Below are 22,101 nucleotides of genomic sequence, written 5' to 3' on the forward strand. Positions count from 1 at the left end.
CTTCCGCTTAAATTTATATATTAAAGAACATACACATTAACATCTCTTCTGCCAAAGTTTACGCAGTCATCGTAACTGAAGTAGAAGAGGTCAACTATAGCCGAACCGTCCATCAATGCTCCGCCTGTGTCAACAGCGGTTGCATAGCCGTAAACATGACTGCCGTCTGCCGCCTCAATGTAGAGCTTTGAACCGTAAGGAATGATTGCAGGGTTTACCGCAACGCCGCCCTCGTAAACTGTTGCGCCTGTTGCTGTAAGTGAACCCGGAGCCGCCGTATAGGCTGTACCCGAACCCGAAACCATATAGCGGTATGAAACAGGTGCGCCGCTTGTATCGGTTATAGTGCCTCTCTTTGTGCCGTTAAGAATAACCTTGTCAACCGGCTCTTTTGTAACCTTCTCGCCGATTACCTTTGTTGAAGCGTACTTACCGTCAATGTATTTACATCTCTTGGTTACTTCCTTTTCACCGTCAACGCCTTTCTGAGATACCTGCGACTCGCCTGTGAGAATATCGTCGGAATCTTTTTCGATTGTGTCGTAAGAGATTTTCTCTGTTGATTTCTCGTCAACATATGTTACCTTTTTGAGGATGATTTCCATATCGTCCTCAACCTGAGCATTTTTGTCAACGCTTAAAATATCATTGTCAGTAACAGTGTAGCCAAGAATATTAAGAGCGTTTTCTACTGTGCCCTCAGGGGCTTTTACGCTCATCTCTGTGCCGTTTGTTGTTAGCTTAATGTTTTTTGCGTTGTAAACATAAATGTTCGTATCGTCAGTGATTACTGTGTTAAGCGACGGTGTAACGCTCTTGTTGTCGGTAAGGGTAATTCCTGTTCTGTCAAGAACTTCCTGAACCGTACCCTTTGCAAGAGATATAGTCTGCTTTTCACCGCAGTTGTCGATTGTGATTTTATTTGCCTTGATTACATCAAAAGACATATTGAAGTTTTTGTTTGTGCTTACAACAACATCGCCGTTGCCCACCTCAAACTCTGTTGAGCTTTCAACATAAGTTTTGCTTGCGGTAACTTCATCTGCTGTAGCTGTGGCTGCTGCTGCATTTACCAAAGCTCCTGCAGAAAGAGTTGCACAAAGAATTGCTGCGACCGTCCATTTAATTGCAGGCTTTGAAAATGTTTTTAGCATCATAAGAAATTCTTCCTTTCTTCAGTGATTTTTGCAAGTGCAAAAACCGCTTTCCGTTTGGCTTTTTTCTAAAATTTGGTTACTTGTGAAGGCTGTTTTAACGCTTGTTAAAGCTGTTCGCAAGCAACGGCGTTATTATAGGCTTATATTTTGAATATGTCAAACAGTAAGAAAGTAAAGTTTTTATGGAAAATGCACAACAATTTCGACTTTTTTTCTGTATTAGCAAATTATTTTTTCGTTTTTTGAATTAAAATCCTGCAAATTTGTAGTCAAATTGCAAGAAAATGAAAGTTTACTTTTTAGATACCGATTTGTAACAAGTTTGTAACTAAAAATCAGCATATATTACAAAAGTATTACAAACAAAAATATACCTATTTTTATTTTTACAAATTTTAAAATAACCGCTTAAATACTGTGTTTTTTACAAAATAAAAAATTGAGCTTTATCTCTAAAACTCAATTTTTAACTATTTTTTATTTAATTTTCTTTTTAATAATTATTGCTTTTCAGTTGAAAAAAACTTTGTGAGTAAGCACAGACAGGACACACGGTCGGAGCGGTTTTTCCGACGCAAATATGACCGCAGTTTCGGCATATCCATACCGCATCTCCGTCCTTTGAAAAAACAAGTTTTTCCTGTACATTATTAAGCAGAGTTTTAAACCTTTCTTCGTGTTGCTTTTCTATCTCGGCAACCTTTTCAAACAAACCTGCTATAAAGTCAAAGCCCTCTTCTCTCGCTGTCTTGGCAAACTGCGGATACATTTCATTCCATTCGTAATATTCGCCGTCCGAAGCAAGCTGTAGGTTTTCTTCTGTTGTACTCGTTTTTCCTTTCAGAAGATTGTACCATATCTGTGCGTGGGCTTTTTCGTTCTTTGCGGTTTCTTCAAAAAGCTCGGCTATCTGTTCGTATCCGTCGGCTTTTGCCTTATCTGAATAGAATGTATATTTGTTTCTTGCTATTGACTCACCGGCAAGAGCCGCCTCAAGATTTTTCTCTGTTTGCGAACCTTTTAATTGCATACATAAACTCCCTTTTACGATTTTCTTTTCTATATATAGTATATACAGGCAAAGTGCGTATATACAAAAGCGGTAAAAACTTGCATTTATGCGGTATTTTTGGTATATTAAAAACATAAATATTAGATTTTATACAGCTCAGGGGTTAGCAAAACGATTAGATTAGAAATTTAAAATTACAGATAGTTTTTTAATCCGTTTACTTTATACCTGCTAATCCCTCAACAAAATAAAAAGAGGTTTTTTAAATGGCTTGGTTTTTTACAGATGAAAATATCACTTCCGACACCTATGTTATTTCAGGTGAAAACGCACGACATATATCAAAATCATTGCGAATGAAAAAAGGCGAAGAACTCACGCTGGTTACCCCCGACAATACGCAGTGTGAATGTGTACTCACAGAGATTACAGCCGAATATTCTGCGGTAAAAATTACGGAAAAAAGGCCGTGCGAGAATGAACCCGATGTATTCGTAACCCTGTATCAGGCTCTGCCAAAGGGCGATAAAATGGACTATATTGTGCAAAAATGCGTTGAACTCGGCATATCAAGAATAGTTCCCATGCTCTCGGCAAGATGCGTTTCAAGACCTGATGCAAAGTCAATAAAGAAAAAATGCGAGCGTTGGCAAAAGATAGCTTTGCAGGCGGCAATGCAGAGCAGAAGAGGAATCATCCCGCAGGTTTGCGACTGCGTGAGCTTTGAAAAAGCCGCACAAATGAGCCTTGAAAGCGAAAAACAGATTATTTTTTACGAACTTGGCGGAGAAAAAGTAAATAAAATTCTCGATAAAAAGCCAAAAAGTATAGCAATGTTTATCGGCAGTGAGGGCGGATTTGAGCAGTCCGAAGTTGATAAAATCATCGCAAACGGAGGCAGTCCGGCAACCCTCGGCAAAAGAATTTTAAGAGCGGAAACCGCACCTCTCGCCGCACTTTCTATTATAATGTTCCAAACAGATAATTTTTAAAATAAAAAACGAGCCTCACGCCCGTTTTGATTAATATATAATAAGTTACAGAAAAAATATAATAAAGCAATCAGTCTTTATTATGTTTTTCGGATTAAATAATCGTCCAACACTTGCTTGTCTGATAGTTGGGCGGTTATTTTTATGTCTGCGATAACAGCGTAAAACACTAACTGCCTTGACTTTTTCTAAATAACGCTTATTATATTGTGTCAATTATAAATGTTCTTGATAATATAGGATATATACTATATTATAATTATATAAAGGTGTTGTATAAATAAGTTTTTGTGTTGAATATTATGAATTAGAAAACGGAACCTGTACTGTTGAAGAATTCATTTTAAAACAAGATAACAAAATGCAGGCAAAAATATTTAAAAATCTTGAATTGCTTGAAATTAGAGGAAATGAACTTAGAGAGCCATTTTCATAACATATTGAAGACGGTATTTTTGAAATCAGAAATAAAGTCGGAAATGATATTACCGGAATTTTTTATTTCTTTGTAATTGGGCAAAAAATAATACTTACAAACGGATTTATAAAGAAAACACAAAAAACTCCAAAAGCTGAAATTGCTTTAGCTAAAAAATACAGAAATGATTATCTTAATCGAGAGGAGATTTGATTATGTCTAAAAATTTCAGAGTAACTTTAAATGAAAGATTAAAAGACGAAAATTTTAAGAGTGAATATGATGCTTTAGAGCCTGAATACCAACTTATCAATGCAATTCTTGATTGTAGAAAAGAAATGAATATGACTCAAAAACAACTCTCCGAAGCCACGGGAATTGCACAGGGCGATATAAGTAAAATTGAAAACGGCTGTGCAAATCCATCTTTAAAAACAATTGAAAGAATTGCAAAAGGTATGGGTAAAAAATTAAAACTTGAATTTGTATAAAAATCTCTCAAAAAACGATACACAAAGAAATGCACCAAAAAGTCAGAAACTTTTTGGTGCATTTTTCAATCTTTCTTACTTTCCTTAGCAATCTTATCTAAAGACAATTGCTTTGTGTATTCCTGCAGGCTTTTCATATATTCATTAAAGCTGCATTCTTTTTCGCCGTAAACGGGGTTTAATTCATATTCGAGCGGCAGCCATGTACGGATTTCCGCCTCGTTATGCTGAATTGACGCTTCGAGTTTATCCATAGCTTTCCAGAGCTTTGCCTCTTCGGTTTTAAGCTCGTCCATTTCTTTATAAAGAGAAGTAAGCTCATCTTTATAAGGCTGTGGGAGAGTATTTAACCATTCGCAAAGTTTATGCTTTTCGATTTCTTCGTCATTGCTCGTCTTATAAAATGACGGAATGTCCCCTGTAAAAGCCTCGCCAAGGTCATGAAAAATACACATCATAATCACCTTGTCCATATCTACATTTGGAAACTCATCTTTTACAAAATAAGCAAACAGCGACAATCTCCAGCTATGCTCGGCAACGCTCTCTCGCCTGCCGTTTGAAAGCCAACTGTGTCTGGTATTTTTCTTTAAATTTTCTGCAAGATATAAAATTTCTGTAAGTTTTTCGGGAGTCATAACAATACCTCTTTACTCTGAATAAGTCGGAATATTCCACTCGGTCAAATGCTCGTCGGTAACGGGAAAATACCTAAAAAGCATTGTACTGTCGTTATTTTCGTCTTTTTTGCCTGTAGTAAGGTTAAAAATATTGTTTTCATAAGCAAGCGAACTTTTGTTTTCAAAGGTTGTTTCGTTAAAAATCTTTTCAAACAGCTCAACATCATCGCTTGTGTAGCCTCCGACGGCAGCAGCCATAACAGCCGACATATTAAGTATTCTTTCGCTGTACTGATGTTCGCCGTCAATAGACACATACTTTGACATAGTAGTGCCGCAGCCGACATTCATTATTTTGTGACTGCGTGACTCAACCGCCACGGTAAGCTCAGCATTGTCTATATCATAGTAATAACAAAAATACTCAACTCCGTTAGCGTCTTTTTTGGTTTCTCCGAGCCTTTTCCAATTTTCCATACTGAGATATTCGTCACCGCCCGAACGAAACATTATTTCGTTATAGCGCTCGGTAAATTTCTCAATATTTATATTATATCTTTTGCCGTTCACATTGGTGCTGTCCTCCTGCGCTTTTTCCTTTGTGTAAGCAAGGATTTCGTCAAGTGAAGCCGTACCGCCTTTTACAATTGTTTTCTGCTCTTTACAAGCCGCAAAAGAAAAGGCAAGCACCAAAGCAAACAGTACAGGCACAATTTTTTTCATACCTATTACCTCGTTTGATTAGTCAAAGTGTTGGTTTTGTCGGAAATATGTGATTTAATATTCAGGTTAATAAAGTAAAAAACACGCTCTCTGCCAAAAAATCAGAAAAGTTTGGTCAACCTTTAAAAAGGCTTGACCTAAATTTTTAAATTATTTAATCTTAGCCTTGCGATTAACTGTGCTAAACCATAATTTTTACCCGACAATTACTTTTATCAAAATATGTTATAGCCCTCCTTTTTACGGGAAGGCTATATTTTTTATTTATTCTTCTGTATTCTCTTCGGCATTTGTTTCAGGGGCAGTATTCTCCTCGGAAGTTTCTTCTTCGGCTGTTTCCTCTGTTTTTTCGCTCTCACTGTCCTCGTGAGGTGCTCTTGCAACAGTAACTACCTTATCGTTTTCGCCTATTCTCATAAGAGTAACGCCCTTGCTCGGTCTGTTACAGATTCTTACAGTATCGGCGGCAATTCTGATAATTACGCCCTCCTGCGAAATAATGATAATATCCTCGTCAAGCTTAACCGCACTGACAGCCGCAACATTTCCGTATTTTTCGGTGTGGTAGTTGGTAATACCCTTACCGCCACGGCTCTGCAAGCGGTAGTCGCTTACATTTGAAATTCTGCCAAAGCCTGTTTCGGACGCAGTAAGAATAAGGTCATCATTTGCAACAACGCACATACCCACAACGCAGTCGCCCTCACGCAGAGAAATAGCCTTAACGCCTCTTGCCTGTCTGCCCATAGGACGAACATCGGTTTCTTCAAATCTGATAGCAAGGCCGTTCTTTGTAGCCACAATAACCTGCTGATTGCCGTCTGTAAGTCTTACCCATGCAAGCTCGTCACCCTCGTTAAGTTCAAGGGCAATAAGTCCGCCTTTTCTTGCGGTATTATATGCATTGAGAGAAATTCTCTTTATAATACCCTGCTTTGTAACCATAACAAGGTACTTTTCCTCGTCAAATTCAGGCACTCTAATCATAGAAGTTACCTTTTCGTCCGCCGCAATCGGGAGCAGATTTGCAATATTCATACCCTTTGACTGACGGCTTCCCTCCGGCACTTCATAGCACTTGAGCCTGTACACTCTGCCCTTATCGGTAAAGAACAGTACATAATCGTGAGAATTAATTACGAACATTTCAGTCGCAACATCTTCTTCTCTGCGTGACATACCCGATACGCCACGGCCGCCTCTGTTCTGAATCTTGTAGGTATCAACAGCAAGGCGCTTTACATAGCCGAATTGAGTAAGTGTGAGCACGCATTCCTGATTCGGAATAAGATCCTCAATGTCAACTTCGCCGTTGACAGCGCAGATTTCCGTTCTTCTCGGATCTGCAAACTTATTTCTGATTACAATAAGCTCTTCCTTGATAATTTCACGCTGTCTGCCCTCATCGGCAAGAATAGCGTTGTATTCTTCGATTTTTGTCTTTAAAGCGGCAATTTCGTCTTCAATTTTTGTGCGCTCCATATTTGTGAGCTGACCTAAACGCATCTGAACAATTGCCTGTGCCTGAACATCGTCAAGACCAAAGCGCTCCATAAGGTTTACCTTAGCGGTAGCCTGGTCTTTACTATTTCTGATGATTGAGATTACCTCGTCAATAAAGTCAATCGCAATCTTCAAGCCCTCAAGGATATGCTCTCTGTCCTTTGCCTTTTTAAGGTCAAATTCCGTTCTTCTGCGTATGATTTCCTGCTGGAAGTTTACATACTCTGTAAGCATTTCCTTAAGGTTTAATATCTTAGGAACACCGTCAACAATTGCAAGCATAATTGCGCCGAAAGTTGTCTGTAATTGTGTAAGATTAAAGAGGTTGTTAAGAACAATGCTTGCAGACGCTTCACGCTTAACATCAATTTCAATATGCATACCCTGACGGTCGGAGTGGTCCTCAATGTTAGAAATACCGTCAATTCTCTTGTCTTTCACAAGGTCGGCAATGTATTCGATAAGTCTTGCCTTGTTGACCTGATAAGGCAGTTCGGTAACAATAATCTTGTATCTGCCGTTTTTAGCCTCTACAATCTCTGTTTTGGCTCTCACGGTAATTTTACCTCTGCCGGTCGCATAAGTGGCTCTTATACCGCTTCTGCCCATAATAATGCCGCCTGTCGGAAAGTCAGGGCCGGGCATATAGTCCATAAGACCGGCAAGGTCAATATCTGGATTATCAATAAGTGCACAAGCGGCGTCAATGGTTTCGCCGAGGTTGTGCGGAGGAATCTTTGTAGCCATACCTACGGCGATACCGTCAGAACCGTTTACAAGCAGGTTAGGAAATCTGCTCGGAAGTACGGTTGGCTCTTCAAGTCTGTCGTCAAAGTTAGGCTGAAAATCAACCGTCTTTTTGTCAATATCGGTAAGCATTTCGCAAGAAATCTTGCTCATTCTCGCCTCTGTGTATCTGTATGCGGCAGGCGGGTCACCGTCAACCGAACCGAAGTTACCGTGGCCGTCAACAAGCATATATCTCATTGAAAAGTCCTGTGCAAGTCGAACAAGCGCATCGTAAACAGACGCATCACCGTGAGGATGATACGCACCGAGCACAGCACCTACGGTGTCTGCGCACTTATGGTACGGCTTGTTAGGGTCAAGACCCTTTTCGTACATTGTGTAGAGAATACGCCTGTGAACAGGTTTTAAACCGTCACGAACATCAGGTAACGCACGGGAGATAATAACGCTCATCGAGTAGTCAAGAAAACTTGATTTCATTTCTTCCTGCACATCGACATCTCTTATTCTTCCGTGATTAAATACTCCATTTTCCATATTTTCGTTGTCCATATTATTCATTCCTCAAGGTTTATGTAAATTGTTTTATCTTTTCGTAAAGCTCGGGCATACGCTTTCTTATGCTTATCGGGCGGAATGTCTTTGAATCGACAAATCCGTGCTCGGTAGTACCGTAGCCGAGTTCTGTTTCCGAGCCGTCAGGCTCTATTCTCTTTACTGTGTATGAAAAAGTAATTCTTGCGGCAGAAATTAAAATTACCTTTGTGCGTAAAATAATTTCATCGTCATAAAACGCAGGCTTGCCGAATGAACAGTTAAGGTTCAAAAGCGGCGTCATAATTCCCTGTTCTTCCATTTCACGATAATTAAAGCCGAGCATTTTTATATAGTCGCCCCTGCCCATTTCGTACCATATCGGATAATTTGAGTGGTGAACAATGCCCATACAATCCGTTTCGGCATAACGCACCCGAAATTTAGTTCGTGAATGCACAAAAATCACTCCTTTTACAACGATAAGACAATTTGTATAAAATATATTCTTACTTCCGACAACAGCTAAGTTACAGTCGGAAATTTTTATTATAAAAAGACAGTTTGCCAAATGATAATATTCTTGTCCCAAATAATTAAACTGCGGTCGGAACATTCGTTTTAAATTATCACAAATTTACCGCTCAAAAAATTCAGTTCAAAACAGAATTAAACATCAAGATTTTGAACGAATTTAGCGTTTTTCTCAATAAATTCTCTTCTCGGTTCAACCTTATCGCCCATAAGAATGGTGAAGATTTCGTCTGCCTCTTCCGCCTCGTTGAGGTTTACCCTGAGCATAAGTCTTGTTTCCGGATTCATAGTGGTTTCCCAAAGCTGTTCGGAGTCCATCTCACCAAGACCTTTGTAACGCTGAATTTCGGTTTTGCCCTCTGTTGCGGCTAAAATCTGGTCACGCTCAATGTCCGAGTAAGCGTACTTGTGCTCCTTGCCCTTTGAAATTCTGTAAAGCGGAGGCTGTGCAATATAGATATGCCCCTCCTCAATGAGCGGACGCATAAATCTGAAAAAGAAGGTCAAAAGAAGTGTTCTGATATGCTGACCGTCAACATCGGCATCCGCCATAATAATAATTTTTCCGTAACGCAGTTTTGTAATATCAAATTCGTCGCCTATACCCGTGCCGAGTGCGGTTATAACAGGCATAAGTTTATCGTTTCCGTAAACTCTGTCAAGTCTTGCCTTTTCTACATTGAGCATTTTACCCCAGAGCGGCAGAATAGCCTGGAATTTACGGTCACGACCGCCCTTTGCCGAACCGCCCGCAGAGTCACCCTCTACGATGTAAATTTCGGTAATCTCGCTGTCTTTTGACTGACAGTCGGCAAGTTTGCCCGGTAATTGAGCAGACTCAAGAGCAGATTTTCTTCTTACGCTCTCTCTCGCCTTTCTTGCCGCCTCTCTTGCCCTTGCAGACGCAAGCGACTTTTCAAAAATAGCCTTTGCAACCTGTGGGTTTTCCTCAAGATAAATCATAAGTTTTTCGCTTACGAGTTTATCAACCATGGTTCTTACCTCGGTATTACCGAGTTTTGCCTTAGTCTGTCCCTCAAATTGCGCCTCTTTAAGTTTTACGCTGATGATGGCGGTAATACCCTCTCGCACATCTTCACCGCTTAAGTTTTTATCGTTATCCTTAAGTTTGCCGAACTTTCTTGCGTAATCGTTCATAACCCTTGTAAGCGCACGCTTAAAGCCCTCTTCGTGAGTACCGCCGTCGGTGGTATGAATGTTGTTGGCAAATGTAAGGAGATTTTCGTTGTAGCTGTCATTATACTGCAAAGCAACTTCAACCGAGATTGTGTCCTCGTCATTCTTTGCGGCAAAATAAATAACATCGGGATGAATAACGGCAAGCGCTCTCTTTTTGTGAATATAATCGACAAAGCTCTTTATACCGCCCTCATAAACAAAGTTGTTTTTTATAATTTCGTCTTTGTTTCTCTCATCTCTAAGCTCAATATGCACGCCTGCGTTAAGAAAAGCCTGCTCACGCAAACGCTTTTCAAGCACACCGTACTCATAAACATCGGTTTCCTTGAAGATGAGCGGATCTGCCTTAAAGCGTACTTCCGTACCCTTTATGTCTGACTTGCCTATTTTGTGGAGGTCGGTAACAATCTTACCTCTTTCATAGCGCTGCATATAAATATCCTTGCCGTCGCAAACCTTTACTTCAAGCCATTCGGAAAGCGCATTTACAACAGACGCACCAACACCGTGCAAGCCGCCCGACACCTTGTAACCGCCACCGCCGAACTTACCGCCTGCGTGAAGAACCGTAAATACAACCGTTACGGCAGGCAAGCCTGTCTTGCTGTTGATGCCTACAGGAATACCACGGCCGTTATCGGTAACTCTGATGATATTTCCCTCCTCGATTACCACATCAATCTTTGTGCAGTAGCCGGCAAGCGCCTCGTCGATAGAGTTATCTACAATTTCATAAACAAGGTGATGAAGACCTCTCGGACCTGTTGAGCCTATGTACATACCCGGTCTTTTTCTGACCGCTTCAAGTCCCTCAAGAACCTGAATTTCATTGGCACCGTACTCTTGCTCGACTTTGGTCATCTCAATGTTATTTTCATTGTCCATTTTTTTACCTCCAATATCAGAGCCAAGGCACAGCCTTTGCCCTGTTCACACTCTTAAAAAGAGCGGAAAGTATTTTTTCTGACCGTATTTGTGCACCGAAAATTACGGCGCATAAACCGTCAGGTTGTTGTTAATTTCAATTTCTAAATTTTCAGTTGGCAAATCACAAAAAAATCTGTCAATAATAAAATTTAGTTTCTTTATCAAAAAGTTAGGATAAATTACGGTTTAGTGTAATACTTAGTCCGGTAATTATAAAAGTTTGGTCAACCTTTTCAAAGGTTGTGGGTGTGGGCAAAGCCCACAAATACTTTTTGCTGACGCAAATTTTTGATAGCCAAACAGCTTGCTGTTTGGCGGCTTTAACACAACGGCGTTAGCTTTTAAATGCGATAGCAAAATAAGAAAGAAATTCGTTATTTCATTAAAAAAATATAGGTCTTTTTTTATGGCTGTCGCCTGTTTTTTTCAAACTTAGTCTTAGCACGCAAACAGCGAGGCTGTTTGCGACCGATAAAAACTTATATTGGAAGATTTTATGGGCGCTGCCCAAACCCGCAAGCCTTTAAAAAGGCTTGACCTAAATTTTTTAATTATACCTCTAAAATTGTGAGCAAAACCATAATTCATTACTGCTGCCCCATCATTTAGAATAAAGCCAAAATTTATTTGTTTTTCTTTCCCTTTTTTATATCCTTAAACGATACAAACAGTGGGTACAATGCTATGAACAGCAGTATAAAAATCACATTTATGCCAACCAAAGCATAGAAGTTCAGGTTAGGGCTCATATATAACACACCTACATTCGCCGCTACGGCGAGAACAAACAAAATGAGTATAAGTACCAAGCAAGGCCTTATGCTCGCTCTGAACTCATTTTTGCAGTGATAACAGGTATGTGATTTTTCTTTTACAATTTTTTTAACCTCTCTGTAGCCGTAAACGGTATGGCAGTGAGGACAAATAGGTAACTTCAGCATAAATTAGAATTTTCTGTTTGCGGTGTATTTGTTTGTATCGGCTTTTTTGTTGTCGTCGCTCTCTTCCTTTTGCGGAATGTAGTGGCGTGAGCGTGAAAAGCCCGTATCTGCGTCCGAACGGATTTTCTTAAGCGGTGCGTCCATAGATGCGTGGTCTTCGCTTACATCGCTTATAACAGGCACAAAAGCCACGGTCTTATCCGTTTCCTTATCTGCCTCTTTTTCTTCGTCCGCTCTGTTCATCTCTTCCTGCAAATGTATTCTCTCGGCGTCACGCTTTTGCTTGAGCTGATTAAACACACTTGTATCTATGGCAACCTTAGGAGTTGTATCCTCGGGTTCGGATGTAATTGTGTGTGATGTTCTCATCGGGTTAAAGTCAAACTCATCGGTTATGTCGCCGGCAATATTTTCGGAGTAAACCATACCGGCCTTTTTAGCCTCCATGGATTTCTTATATTTTTTAAGAGGAACATAATTCAAAAAGACGGGAGATATAAGCATAAAAATTACAAGCGGTACGGCAACAAGCAAAACTCCGAGAGGATTGCTGATATTGCCCGACTTAATCCAGTAAAGCATAATGCCTGCGGCAACCGCAACTGCAAGTGCAAAGCCGACAAAAATCATTTTGTTAATTATGACTTTACTTTCCTTTCCACATCTTGTGCATATATATTCACTTTTTCGTCTGCTTGAAAAACCCGAAATATACGAAATTCGTTTTGAACAGTAAGGACATTTTTTTGCTTTCATAAACAATCCCTCTTTTTGAATATATTTTAAAATGAATAAATATTCATTAGTTATTCACATAATCTGTATTTTATTGCATTGCTTAAATATTGTTTTTTATTAAAATTATACTTTGAGTAATATTAATTAATTTCCGACTGCAATATTTTATAAGTACCTTCTTTGTTACGCTTATACAGCGTTTTACTCGAAAGCTGGCTTATATAAACCATGATTTTTCCGTTTTCCTTGCAGATAATAAATGACTTTGGCAGTTCGTAAGAAACATTCACAACATTTCCTTTTTTCTCTGCCTCTGTAAGATAATCTCTCGTTTTTTTAGAAACGGTACATCTGTCTATATCAAAAATACCGATAATTGATTTTGTGGTTATGACAGTATCCTGTCCCAAATGTAAATACATTTCAACTGATTACTCCGTTACAAACATTAAAAATTTTGCCGTGCTTAAGCTGCTCCTTGTTTGACTGCTCGCAGCAGGTTATAAAAACCTGGCAGTCATCAAGTTTATTCAGTAAAAAATCCTGTCTTTTGGAATCAAGCTCGCTCATAACATCGTCGAGCAAAATTATCGGCTTTTCGCCCATTCTTTCAGACAAAACCGCCGCCTCGGCAAGTTTTAATGACAATACCGCACTTCTTTGCTGCCCTTGCGAGGCATAAAGTCTTGCATTTTTGCCGTTTATAAGTATCTCCGCATCATCTCTGTGCGCACCTTTTGTAGTACAGCCGTTTCTTATATCATCTGCCCTACTTTGTTCAAAAGTTTCGCATAATTTTTGGTGAATTTGCTCAATACTGTCGCCGTATTCGGCATTTGTAGTCGATAAATACCTGATTTCAAGCTGTTCTTTGCCGCCCGAAATGCCAAAATGGTATTCCGCAGCCCGTTTTTCGAGCATCTGGAGATACTCCATTCTCTGTTTTATGAGTATAGCACCGTTCAAGAGCAGGGAATTGTCCCAGATTGAAAGAGTTTCTTCGAGTTTGGGATGCCTGTAAATATCTTTGAGCAAAGAATTTCTCTGATTAAGCGTGCGGTTGTACTTTGAAAGCACCACCGCATTTTTTAATTTTTCTCTGCAAATAGCGCTGTCAATGAATTTTCGCCTTTCGGACGGGCCTCTTTTAATTAAATTGAGATGTTCGGGCGAAAAAACGACCGCACAATATTTTTCAATCAGTGCCGCAGCCGAATTTTTGGCTACAGAGTTGATTTCTACCTGCTTTTTATTGCCTTTGAATTTTATAGAGGCGGTCTGCTCCCTGTCCTGTCCGAAAAATCGTACTTCGAGTTTTGCAAAAGGCTTGCCAAAACCTATAAGTTCGTTGTCCTTTGAACCACGAAACGAATGACCGCCGCAAAACATCCAAAAAGCCTCAAGCAGATTGGTTTTTCCCTGTGCGTTGTCGCCGTAAATTACATTCACACCGTCGCACGGGGTAATAATTGCGTCATCAAGATTTCTGTAATTTTCAAATTTCAGCGCAAGTACCTTCAAAAAATATCATTCCCAGCTCAGATAACGGTAATTTTTTCTCCGTCAAACTCTGCAAAGTCGCCTTTACGCATTTTTTTGCCACGCATAGTGCAAACCTCACCGTTTACGGTGACATCTCCGTTCTGAATTATCATTTTTGCCATTCCGCCCGTGTCGCAAAGACCTGCAAGCTTAAGCAAATCCTGTAATTTTATAAATTCTGTGTCAATGCTGATTTTTTTATCCTTCATTTGAAAGCCTCATTGGAACTACAATGCTCAAAAAGCTGTCGCCCTTCACCGGTTTGATAACCATCGGCTTAATCGGGCCGCTTAAAGCAAGTCTGATTTCATCGGTATCGCAATTTTTGAGAGCGTCAAGCAAATATTTGTTGTTAAAACCAATCTCAACTTTTTCACCCATAACCGAAACTGCGATACTGTCGTTTGCTCTGCCGACTGCAGACGCACATGAAAGTTTGATTTCGTCATTATCAAAATTGCATCTTACAGGGCTTTGAATTCTGTCGTTGTTTAAAAGTGACATTCTTTCAACCGAGTTTATGATAACTCTTGTGTTTATAATGACCTCTGTTTTTACATCGGTCGGAATAGTTGTCTTGTAATCGATAAAATTACCCTCGATAAGTCTTGAAATTACTCTGTAATTGTCAACCTTGAAGGTGATGTGTCTTTGACCTATGATAATATCTACATTTTGCTCGTCATCGCCCAAAAGTTTGAGGACTTCAAGCTGAGTTTTTCCCGGAACAACAAATTTATTTTTGCTTTCGGAATCTACATTTTCACTTCTGATTGCCATTCTGTAGCCGTCAATTGCTACGATTCTGAAAAGTCCGTCTTCAATTTCAAAAAGCGAACCCGTATAAATCGGCTTTGCGTTGTTATCGGATACGGCATATACTGTCTGCCTGATCATTTCACGCAGAGTTTTTGCATTTACGGTAATCATATCTGTCTGTTCAAAAGTAGGAAGATCCGGATATTCGATTGATGACATTCCCACAATTTGGTAATCTACATTTCCGCAGGTAATGTAAGTCACCATTCTTTCGTCGGTCTCAATCATAACGATTTCTTCCGGCAACTTTCTGACAATATCAAGAAAAAGCTTTGCACTGACAACAATTTCGCCTTCCTCCTGGATGGTAACATCAATGTCAGTTGTGATTCCTATTTCAAGATTGTAGCCTGATATATTTAGTGAATTGTCGTACGCTTTTATAAGCACACCTTCAAGAGCGGGTATTGCAGCTTTTGAAGATACTGCTCGTGACACATTTGACACAGCGTTAGCGAGGTCTGTTCGCAAGCACGAAATTTTCAAGTGTAGCTCTCCTTTATGTAGTGATAATTTAAATATTTCGTAGTAGTAGTAGGGGGTGTTAAATTGTTAAAAAATTGTAACTTTTCCGATTATTCCTTAAAAAAACCGTCCACAAAACACTCCACAGCCTTTTAACAGCTTTTACATCGTCTGTTAAAAGGACTTTTTCTTTCAACATAGGGTTGAAAATTGTTAGTGAAATGTTAATAAAAATGTTAATCGGATTCGGTATAAAAAAGCCTTTCAAAAGCTGTTTTTTATAAGATTTCCGACTGTACGGAAAAATCCTGCCACATTTTTGATTAAAAAATCCGTAAATTTTACGCTTTAAAAATTGTAAATTCAAAGCCTGTTTTTTTAGATTTTTCTATACTATTATATATAGGCAAAAATCTCCTCTTTTTCAGGCTCATAAAAATACGGATTTTTTCCTGATTTTTTTGCTGTGAACACAGCTTTTTAGGGTGTTCCCTCAACTACGGTGAAAATAAGTCCGAAATTGCATTAATTAGTGCAATTTACGGAAAAATATTTCAAAGTTTTTTACAAATAAATTTTTAATATTTTTGAACATACTAAAAATGTTGAAATTATGGAAAGGCATTAACAGGTTGTGTTAAATCTGTATGCTTTCAAGTATTGACCAAACGGCTGAAAGCTAAGCATTTAAGCCGAAATTTAAGTGTTTACAAATGTTACAAAACTGTAATGTTAATAATGTTAAAAGGTTAAAATCGTGTAACCAAATATGTTGAAAACCCGTTGAACTACCTGTCACGGATATTTTTGATGGTATCGTCGATTATCTCTTTGATCTTGCGGTCATTCTGCATCATTTTCTTAACCTTTTTAACGGTGTAGATAACGGTGGAGTAATGTCTGCCGCCGAATTCTTCTCCGATGTTTGCCATTGAGAGTGTTGTAAGCTCTCTTGAAATATAAATTGCAATGTGTCTGGCATTGCTGATGTTTGCACTTCTGTTGTTTTCAGAACGGATAGCCTCGGGAGTAACGCCGAAAGTACGGGAAACTTCCTCGATAATGCGCTCTACGGTAACCTCCGGCGGAGTATCGTTATTAAGAATGTCTGAAATAACCTCCTGAACCGAAGAAACTGTAATTTTCTCCTGATTTACAAGGTTTTTTGCCTTTAATTTTTTAACTGTGCCCTCAAGCTGACGAATATTAGCCTTGATTTTAGAAGCAATGTACTCGCAAACCTCATTTGAAAGGTCAAGATCGAGAAGCTCTGCCTTTCTTTTAATGATAGCGATTCTTGTTTCTACATCAGGCGGCTGAACATCGGCAATGAGGTCGGACTCAAATCTTGAACGAAGTCGGTCGTCAAGGGTTTTAATTTCCTTTGGCGGACGGTCGGATGTAAGAACGATCTGCTTGTGAGCGTCATAAAGAGCATTGAAAGTATGGAAAAATTCTTCCTGTGTACTTTCCTTACCGCCGATAAACTGAACATCATCGACGAGCAGAATATCTGCTTGTCTGTATTTTTTTCTGAACTCGCTCATTCGTGCCATACGAAGTGACTCGATAAGTTCGTTGGTAAAATCGTCACCTTTTATGTAACAAATAGTTTTTTCGGGTGAATTTTTCTTGATTTCGTTGCCGATTGCATAAAGCAAATGAGTTTTGCCAAGACCAGAATTTCCGTATAAAAACAGCGGATTGTAGGCATTGGCGGGATTTGTGGCAACTGCAAGACAGGCTGCATGAGCAAATTTGTTTGATGAGCCGACAATAAAAGTATCAAAAGTATATTCATAACTTATGTCTGTGATTTCCGCATTTGCAGCTGCCTGTTGTTCCTCTTTGACAGAGATTTCTTCGGGAATTTTCATTTCAATAACGAAAATCTGACCGAAGACGGCTTCAAAAGCCTCGTTAAGTAGAGAAAGATAGCAGCGAGTTATAGTCTGACGATGAAAATCGTTAGGAACTAAAATTACAGCTTTGTTCTTGTCAAAATCAAGTTCGATAGGCTCGATTCTGCTGATCCAAGTGTTGTAAGCGACATCGGTAATTTTAGTTTTGCAATAACTGCATATGATTCCCCACGCTTCTTCAAAAGATTCCATATACGACTTCCCTCCCATAATAAATACGGCAATATCGCCATATTACCCCATAGTAAATCTATTCTATTATATTATAGAACACTTCCTAAAAAAAATCAATCTTTTTATTACTCTAAAAATAATGGCTTTTAAGGTACTTTTAAAGCCCGAGAGAGGATTTTTATTTAATTTTTGACTTTAAAAGACTCTTTTTTAAAACTTAGAAATACGCTTAATTAAAACTAAAAGAGAAAACCAAAAATTTTATAATTGCTTTGAAACGGAAAAAATAAAAAATCGGATGTTTATTTTTCTTTCAATTTTCTTTTTATATTAACTTTTATATTAATAAATATTATCAGCAATCTTTTTCTATATATAAGTATATATAAGCAAACCGTAAAACCGCTCTGCTTTACAAATTTTAAAAAAACTTTTTATTTTTTGTTGACTATAAAGAAAAATTAATATATAATGCTATATTGCAAGGTTATATATTGAAGGGAGGGTTTTCAGTATGTTGAGAACTTATCAGCCAAAGAAGCTCCACAGAAAGAAGGAGCACGGCTTCAGAAAGAGAATGTCTACAGCCAACGGTAGAAAAGTATTGGCTAGAAGAAGAGCTAAAGGTAGAAAAAGGTTGTCTTACTAAAGAACAGGCCACTTTATTACAGTGGTCTTTCTTTGTTGTTTGCGGCTTTTACTTTGCTTAGGTGGTTTTAATTTTGAGTGACTTCATCACTTTAAAGGACAATAGGGATTTTTCCAGACTTTACAGGAGGGGAAAATCCTTTGTAAGTCCTGTTTTGGTAACATATGTTATAAAAAATAAATCCGATAACCTGCGTTTTGGAATAACTACGGGCAAAAAAGTCGGAAAAGCGGTTAAGCGCACCCGTGCAAGGCGTGTGATTCGTGCCGCATATTATCAGCTTTACAATGATTTGAAACCCGGTTATGATTTTGTCTTTGTGGCAAGGTCGAGGACTCCTTTTGTAAAATCTCAAAAGGTATATGACGCTATGAAAAATCATATGGAGTCTGCCGGCGTTCTGAAAAAGTAATATTATGAAAAGAATTTTAATTCTGCTGATAAAATTTTATAAAGCTGCAATCTCTCCGCATCTGCCAAAAAGTTGCAAGTATGAGCCTACCTGCTCTCAATACGGAATTGAGGCGATAGAGCGCTTTGGCGCATTAAAGGGTACCGCTCTGACCATATGGCGGATACTGCGCTGTAATCCTTTTTCAAAGGGTGGCTACGATCCTGTCCCGGAAAAAACGGACAAGCCAAGAAAAATTAAGTGAGGTAGCTTATGGCAAATATATTTGGATTTTTTGGAAGTATTCTCGGCTATGTTCTTTGGGCTGCTTTCTACTTTCTAAAAGATTTCGGTCTTTCAATAGTTGTATTTACTATTGTAATCAGACTTATTTTGTTCCCATTTACTGTCAAGCAACAAAAATCTATGGCAGGCACAATGAGAATGCAAAGAAAACAAAAGGAGCTCCAGGAAAAATACGCCAATAACAAGGTTAAGCTCCAGGAGGAAATGAACAAGCTTTACGAAAAAGAGGGAGTAAAGCCTATGGGCGGTTGCCTTACAATGATAATTCCTCTCCTTGTAATGCTCGGTATTTTTTATGCCGTTGCATATCCTCTTACAAACACACTTCATCTTAACTCGGACACAGTAAACAGTGCTGTTTCGTATATGAACACAATTCCGGGTTACACAATCACTACAAATGCTACTTATCAGCAAATCGAGCTTATCAGGGTGTTCCCAAGCATTATGAACACTGAAACAATTCAGGGACTGTTCTCAGCTGCGGACTGCCAGCAGATAATCGATTTTGCAAACGGATTTAATATGATGGGAATCAACCTTCTTACAATTCCAAAGGATATGGGTATTTTCTCATGGTACTCACTCATTCCTGTACTTTGTTTTGTATCATATGTTGGTTCACAGTTAGTAATGCAGAGAATCAATAAGGCTCAGATGGCACAGCAGCAGGGTTGTCTAAAGGTAATGCTGTATGTAATGCCGTTATTCACAGCCTATATCGCATATACCGTACCGGCTGCGGTAGGTTTTTACTGGATTTGCTCATCAGTAATTGCGTTTATCCAATCACTTGTTATTGCAAAGTTCTTTACTCCGGTAAGCTTTACTGCAAAAGAAGAGGCTCGTCACATTGCTCTTATGGAGCTAAACGAGGCAAAAGTTCCTTATGTTTACTCACCTGTTGAACAGAAGACAAGCTCTAAGTCAAACGGCAACGGAAAAAAGAAAAAGAAGTAATTGAAATAGGTGAATACTATGATTAGAGAAGCAATCGGCGTTGGCGAAACTGAAGTTCTCGCCCTTGAAGACGCAAAAAGACAGCTCGGTATTGACGAATCCGAGATTGTTGAGTTTGAGGTTATTCAGCGTGCCGAGAAAAAGAAATTCGGTCTTTTTGGCGGTGCACCCGCTAAGGTAAAAATTACTCTTAAGGCAGGCCCGGCCGAAACAGCGGAAGAATTTTTAAGCAATGTACTTAAGAATATGAAGCTTGAGTCGGTTTCTATCAATAAAAAAGAAATTGAAAACGGCGTAGAGTTTGACCTTGAGGGTGAAAATGTCGGTTTTGTAATCGGCAGAAGAGGCGAAACACTCGACGCATTGCAGTACCTTACAAGCCTTGTTGCAAATCACGCTGACAATTCGTACTTTAAGGTTACTGTAAACACAGGCGACTACCGTGAAAAGAGAGAAAAAACTCTTGAAATTCTCGGCAGAAAGCTTGCTTTCAAGGCAATTAAGACAGGCAGAAAAACAAGTCTTGAGCCGATGAACCCGTATGAAAGAAGAATTATTCATACTTCTGTACAGAAGGTGAACGGTGCTATTTCATGGAGCGAGGGCGAAAATGCAAACCGTCATGTTGTAATAGGACCTGATCCAAAGTACAAGAGATATCAGAGAAACAGCAATTCAGGTTACAACAGAGGAAGAGGAGGCAGACGCCCGTACAACAACAACTCTGTTAATAACGAGGTAAATCCCGACAGAAAGCCCCTTAACGAAGGAAGCCTTGACGGACTTTACGGCAGAATTGATAAATAATGATTTTTAAAGAAAGGGGGCATTTTTGCTCCCTTTTGTTTTTTATTTAAAACCATTTTAAAGAGAGTGATTTTATGTCTGACACTATTGCTGCTATCAGCACGGCGCAGGGTGAGGGAGGTATCTCGGTTATTCGTATTTCCGGTGATTCTGCGTTTACTGTATGCGATAAAATTTTTAAAGGCATCAATAATAAAAAACTTGCCGATATGAAAGGCTATACCGCATCTTTCGGAAAAATTGTAAGTGACGGCGAAGAAATTGACGAGGCGGTTGCTCTTGTTTTTCGTGAACCTTTAAGCTATACGGGCGAAAATGTTGTCGAGCTTTCATGCCACGGCGGTATCTATATTACAAAACTTGTACTTCGTGCGGTGCTTGATGCAGGCGCAGTTCCGGCACAGGCAGGCGAATTTACAAAACGGGCATTTTTAAACGGAAAAATCGACCTTTCCGAGGCGGAGGCTGTAATCGACATCATTTCCGCAAAATCCCGTTCCGCCGCAAGGGCGGCTCTTTGTGTAAAAGAGGGTGCGGTTCGCAACAAAATTGACGAAGTAAAAAATCTCTTGCTTTCAACGGCGGCACATCTTTCCGCATGGGCAGACTATCCCGAAGAAGATATTGCCGAAGTAACCGACGAACAGCTTTACGATTCGTTTGATGTCAGCATTGCAATACTTGACGGACTTATTTCGAGTTATGACAGCGGACAGGCGGTAAAGCAGGGTATAGACACGGTAATTGCAGGCAGACCGAATGTAGGAAAAAGCACTCTTATGAACTTGCTTTCGGGTTGCGAGCGCAGTATTGTTACCGACATACCCGGCACAACCAGAGATATTATTGAAGACACGGTAATTGTCGGAGATGTTATTCTTAGGTTAAGCGACACTGCGGGACTTAGAACAACCAATGACAAGGTAGAAAAAATCGGAGTTGACAGAGCAAAGCACAGATTAAAGCAGTGCGGACTTTTGCTTGCGGTGTTTGACTATAACCGCAGTCTTGACGATGACGATAAAGAATTGATAGAATCGGCAGGCGAAGTGCCGTGCATTGCAATAATCAACAAAATCGATTTGGACAAACAGCTTGACACAGAGTACATTGAAAGCAAGATAAAGAATGTGGTTTATCTTTCGGCAAAAAGCGGAGATGGCAGAGAAGAGCTTGTAAAAGCGGTTGAAGATATTGCGGGAATGGATAATTTTAACCCGAGCGAGGGTGTACTTTCCAATGAAAGACAGAGACAGGCGGTACTGAACTCCCTAAACTCTGTAAAAGACGCAAAAAATGCACTTGAAATCGGACTTACCTATGATGCAATCACTGTAAGCATTGAAGAAGCAATTACAAGTTTGCTTGAACTCACGGGTGAGAGAACAAGTGATGAAGTTGTAGACAGAGTATTCCATAATTTTTGCGTGGGCAAGTAATCTTGTTATCGAAAAGCGAAAGTCAGAGTAAATTATGGTTTAATGTGCAAATTAAGCGAAATAATTTTAAAATTTAGGTCAAGCCTT

The 22,101-nt window shown here is 39.3% G+C and carries 23 protein-coding genes; 9 read left to right on the forward strand and 14 right to left on the reverse strand.

Features of this window, described 5'->3' with window-relative positions; genetic code table 11:
• Positions 1-20: 20 nt before the first annotated feature.
• Both KGF34_RS08230 and rbr read right to left on the reverse strand, forming a co-directional pair.
• Positions 21-1,157: a 3D domain-containing protein gene (locus tag KGF34_RS08230; protein WP_252558703.1), complete on the reverse strand. Its 1,137-nt coding sequence runs from the start codon at positions 1,155-1,157 to the stop codon at positions 21-23.
• A 493-nt stretch (positions 1,158-1,650) separates the two neighbouring features.
• On the reverse strand, positions 1,651-2,187 hold the full coding sequence (gene rbr, locus KGF34_RS08235) for a rubrerythrin (RefSeq protein ID WP_252558704.1): 537 nt from the start codon (positions 2,185-2,187) through the stop codon (positions 1,651-1,653).
• A gap of 248 nt (positions 2,188-2,435) precedes the next feature.
• Between rbr and KGF34_RS08240 the strand changes: the two genes are divergently transcribed.
• From KGF34_RS08240 to KGF34_RS08250, 3 genes are all read left to right on the forward strand, one after another.
• Complete coding sequence (locus KGF34_RS08240; RefSeq protein WP_022234740.1) at positions 2,436-3,161, forward strand: 16S rRNA (uracil(1498)-N(3))-methyltransferase; 726 nt, start codon at positions 2,436-2,438, stop codon at positions 3,159-3,161.
• Between the two features lie 451 nt (positions 3,162-3,612).
• Entirely contained in the window at positions 3,613-3,792 is a 180-nt protein-coding gene (locus KGF34_RS11835) for a type II toxin-antitoxin system RelE/ParE family toxin (RefSeq protein ID WP_337809103.1), read from the forward strand.
• 2 nt (positions 3,793-3,794) lie between these two features.
• Positions 3,795-4,070 carry a helix-turn-helix transcriptional regulator gene (locus KGF34_RS08250; protein ID WP_022234741.1) on the forward strand — a complete coding sequence of 92 codons (276 nt, stop codon included), beginning with the start codon at positions 3,795-3,797 and terminating at the stop codon, positions 4,068-4,070.
• A gap of 65 nt (positions 4,071-4,135) precedes the next feature.
• Here KGF34_RS08250 and KGF34_RS08255 read toward each other — a convergent pair whose 3' ends face one another.
• From KGF34_RS08255 to dnaA, 12 genes are all read right to left on the reverse strand, one after another.
• Entirely contained in the window at positions 4,136-4,708 is a 573-nt protein-coding gene (locus KGF34_RS08255) for an HD domain-containing protein (protein ID WP_252558705.1), read from the reverse strand.
• A 12-nt stretch (positions 4,709-4,720) separates the two neighbouring features.
• A complete protein-coding gene (locus KGF34_RS08260) occupies positions 4,721-5,413 on the reverse strand; it encodes a hypothetical protein (RefSeq protein WP_252558706.1) in 693 nt (230 codons plus the stop codon).
• A 264-nt stretch (positions 5,414-5,677) separates the two neighbouring features.
• On the reverse strand, positions 5,678-8,218 hold the full coding sequence (gyrA, locus tag KGF34_RS08265) for a DNA gyrase subunit A (RefSeq protein WP_252558707.1): 2,541 nt from the start codon (positions 8,216-8,218) through the stop codon (positions 5,678-5,680).
• Positions 8,219-8,237: 19 nt separating this feature from the next.
• Complete coding sequence (locus KGF34_RS08270; RefSeq protein WP_252558708.1) at positions 8,238-8,660, reverse strand: thioesterase family protein; 423 nt, start codon at positions 8,658-8,660, stop codon at positions 8,238-8,240.
• 209 nt (positions 8,661-8,869) lie between these two features.
• Positions 8,870-10,819, reverse strand: coding sequence for a DNA topoisomerase (ATP-hydrolyzing) subunit B (gyrB, locus tag KGF34_RS08275; RefSeq protein ID WP_178587299.1), 1,950 nt, complete (start codon positions 10,817-10,819; stop codon positions 8,870-8,872).
• A 665-nt stretch (positions 10,820-11,484) separates the two neighbouring features.
• Positions 11,485-11,802: a hypothetical protein gene (locus tag KGF34_RS08280; RefSeq protein WP_252558709.1), complete on the reverse strand. Its 318-nt coding sequence runs from the start codon at positions 11,800-11,802 to the stop codon at positions 11,485-11,487.
• Between the two features lie 3 nt (positions 11,803-11,805).
• Positions 11,806-12,558 carry a hypothetical protein gene (locus tag KGF34_RS08285; RefSeq protein ID WP_252558710.1) on the reverse strand — a complete coding sequence of 251 codons (753 nt, stop codon included), beginning with the start codon at positions 12,556-12,558 and terminating at the stop codon, positions 11,806-11,808.
• Between the two features lie 122 nt (positions 12,559-12,680).
• The gene (gene remB / locus KGF34_RS08290; protein ID WP_252558711.1) at positions 12,681-12,962 is read right to left on the reverse strand and encodes an extracellular matrix regulator RemB; all 282 of its coding nucleotides are present in this window, start codon (positions 12,960-12,962) and stop codon (positions 12,681-12,683) included.
• A gap of 1 nt (position 12,963) precedes the next feature.
• Positions 12,964-14,061, reverse strand: a complete 1,098-nt coding sequence (recF, locus tag KGF34_RS08295; protein WP_252558712.1) for a DNA replication/repair protein RecF — start codon at positions 14,059-14,061, stop codon at positions 12,964-12,966.
• A gap of 17 nt (positions 14,062-14,078) precedes the next feature.
• Positions 14,079-14,291, reverse strand: coding sequence for an RNA-binding S4 domain-containing protein (locus KGF34_RS08300; RefSeq protein ID WP_022234750.1), 213 nt, complete (start codon positions 14,289-14,291; stop codon positions 14,079-14,081).
• Positions 14,281-15,387 (reverse strand): DNA polymerase III subunit beta, encoded by a 1,107-nt coding sequence (dnaN, locus tag KGF34_RS08305; RefSeq protein WP_252558713.1) that lies wholly within the window; start codon positions 15,385-15,387, stop codon positions 14,281-14,283. Before dnaN ends, KGF34_RS08300 begins: the two co-directional genes overlap by 11 nt.
• A gap of 767 nt (positions 15,388-16,154) precedes the next feature.
• Complete coding sequence (gene dnaA, locus KGF34_RS08310; protein ID WP_022234752.1) at positions 16,155-17,480, reverse strand: chromosomal replication initiator protein DnaA; 1,326 nt, start codon at positions 17,478-17,480, stop codon at positions 16,155-16,157.
• 496 nt (positions 17,481-17,976) lie between these two features.
• Here dnaA and rpmH point away from each other — a divergent pair, with 496 nt between their 5' ends.
• The 6 genes from rpmH to mnmE all read left to right on the forward strand — a co-directional run bounded on the left by rpmH (position 17,977) and on the right by mnmE (position 22,014).
• On the forward strand, positions 17,977-18,111 hold the full coding sequence (rpmH, locus tag KGF34_RS08315; protein ID WP_022234753.1) for a 50S ribosomal protein L34: 135 nt from the start codon (positions 17,977-17,979) through the stop codon (positions 18,109-18,111).
• A 73-nt stretch (positions 18,112-18,184) separates the two neighbouring features.
• Positions 18,185-18,523, forward strand: a complete 339-nt coding sequence (gene rnpA, locus KGF34_RS08320; RefSeq protein WP_022234754.1) for a ribonuclease P protein component — start codon at positions 18,185-18,187, stop codon at positions 18,521-18,523.
• 4 nt (positions 18,524-18,527) lie between these two features.
• Positions 18,528-18,767 (forward strand): membrane protein insertion efficiency factor YidD, encoded by a 240-nt coding sequence (gene yidD / locus KGF34_RS08325; protein ID WP_117706617.1) that lies wholly within the window; start codon positions 18,528-18,530, stop codon positions 18,765-18,767.
• An 8-nt stretch (positions 18,768-18,775) separates the two neighbouring features.
• Positions 18,776-19,768, forward strand: coding sequence for a YidC/Oxa1 family membrane protein insertase (locus KGF34_RS08330; protein ID WP_252558714.1), 993 nt, complete (start codon positions 18,776-18,778; stop codon positions 19,766-19,768).
• An 18-nt stretch (positions 19,769-19,786) separates the two neighbouring features.
• Positions 19,787-20,575 (forward strand): RNA-binding cell elongation regulator Jag/EloR, encoded by a 789-nt coding sequence (gene jag / locus KGF34_RS08335; RefSeq protein ID WP_022234756.1) that lies wholly within the window; start codon positions 19,787-19,789, stop codon positions 20,573-20,575.
• A 74-nt stretch (positions 20,576-20,649) separates the two neighbouring features.
• Positions 20,650-22,014, forward strand: coding sequence for a tRNA uridine-5-carboxymethylaminomethyl(34) synthesis GTPase MnmE (gene mnmE, locus KGF34_RS08340; protein ID WP_252558715.1), 1,365 nt, complete (start codon positions 20,650-20,652; stop codon positions 22,012-22,014).
• Positions 22,015-22,101 lie beyond the last annotated feature (87 nt).

The sequence above is a fragment of the Ruminococcus sp. FMBCY1 genome (genome assembly GCF_023921805.1).
In the GTDB taxonomy this organism is placed as follows: domain Bacteria; phylum Bacillota; class Clostridia; order Oscillospirales; family Acutalibacteraceae; genus Ruminococcoides; species Ruminococcoides intestinale_A.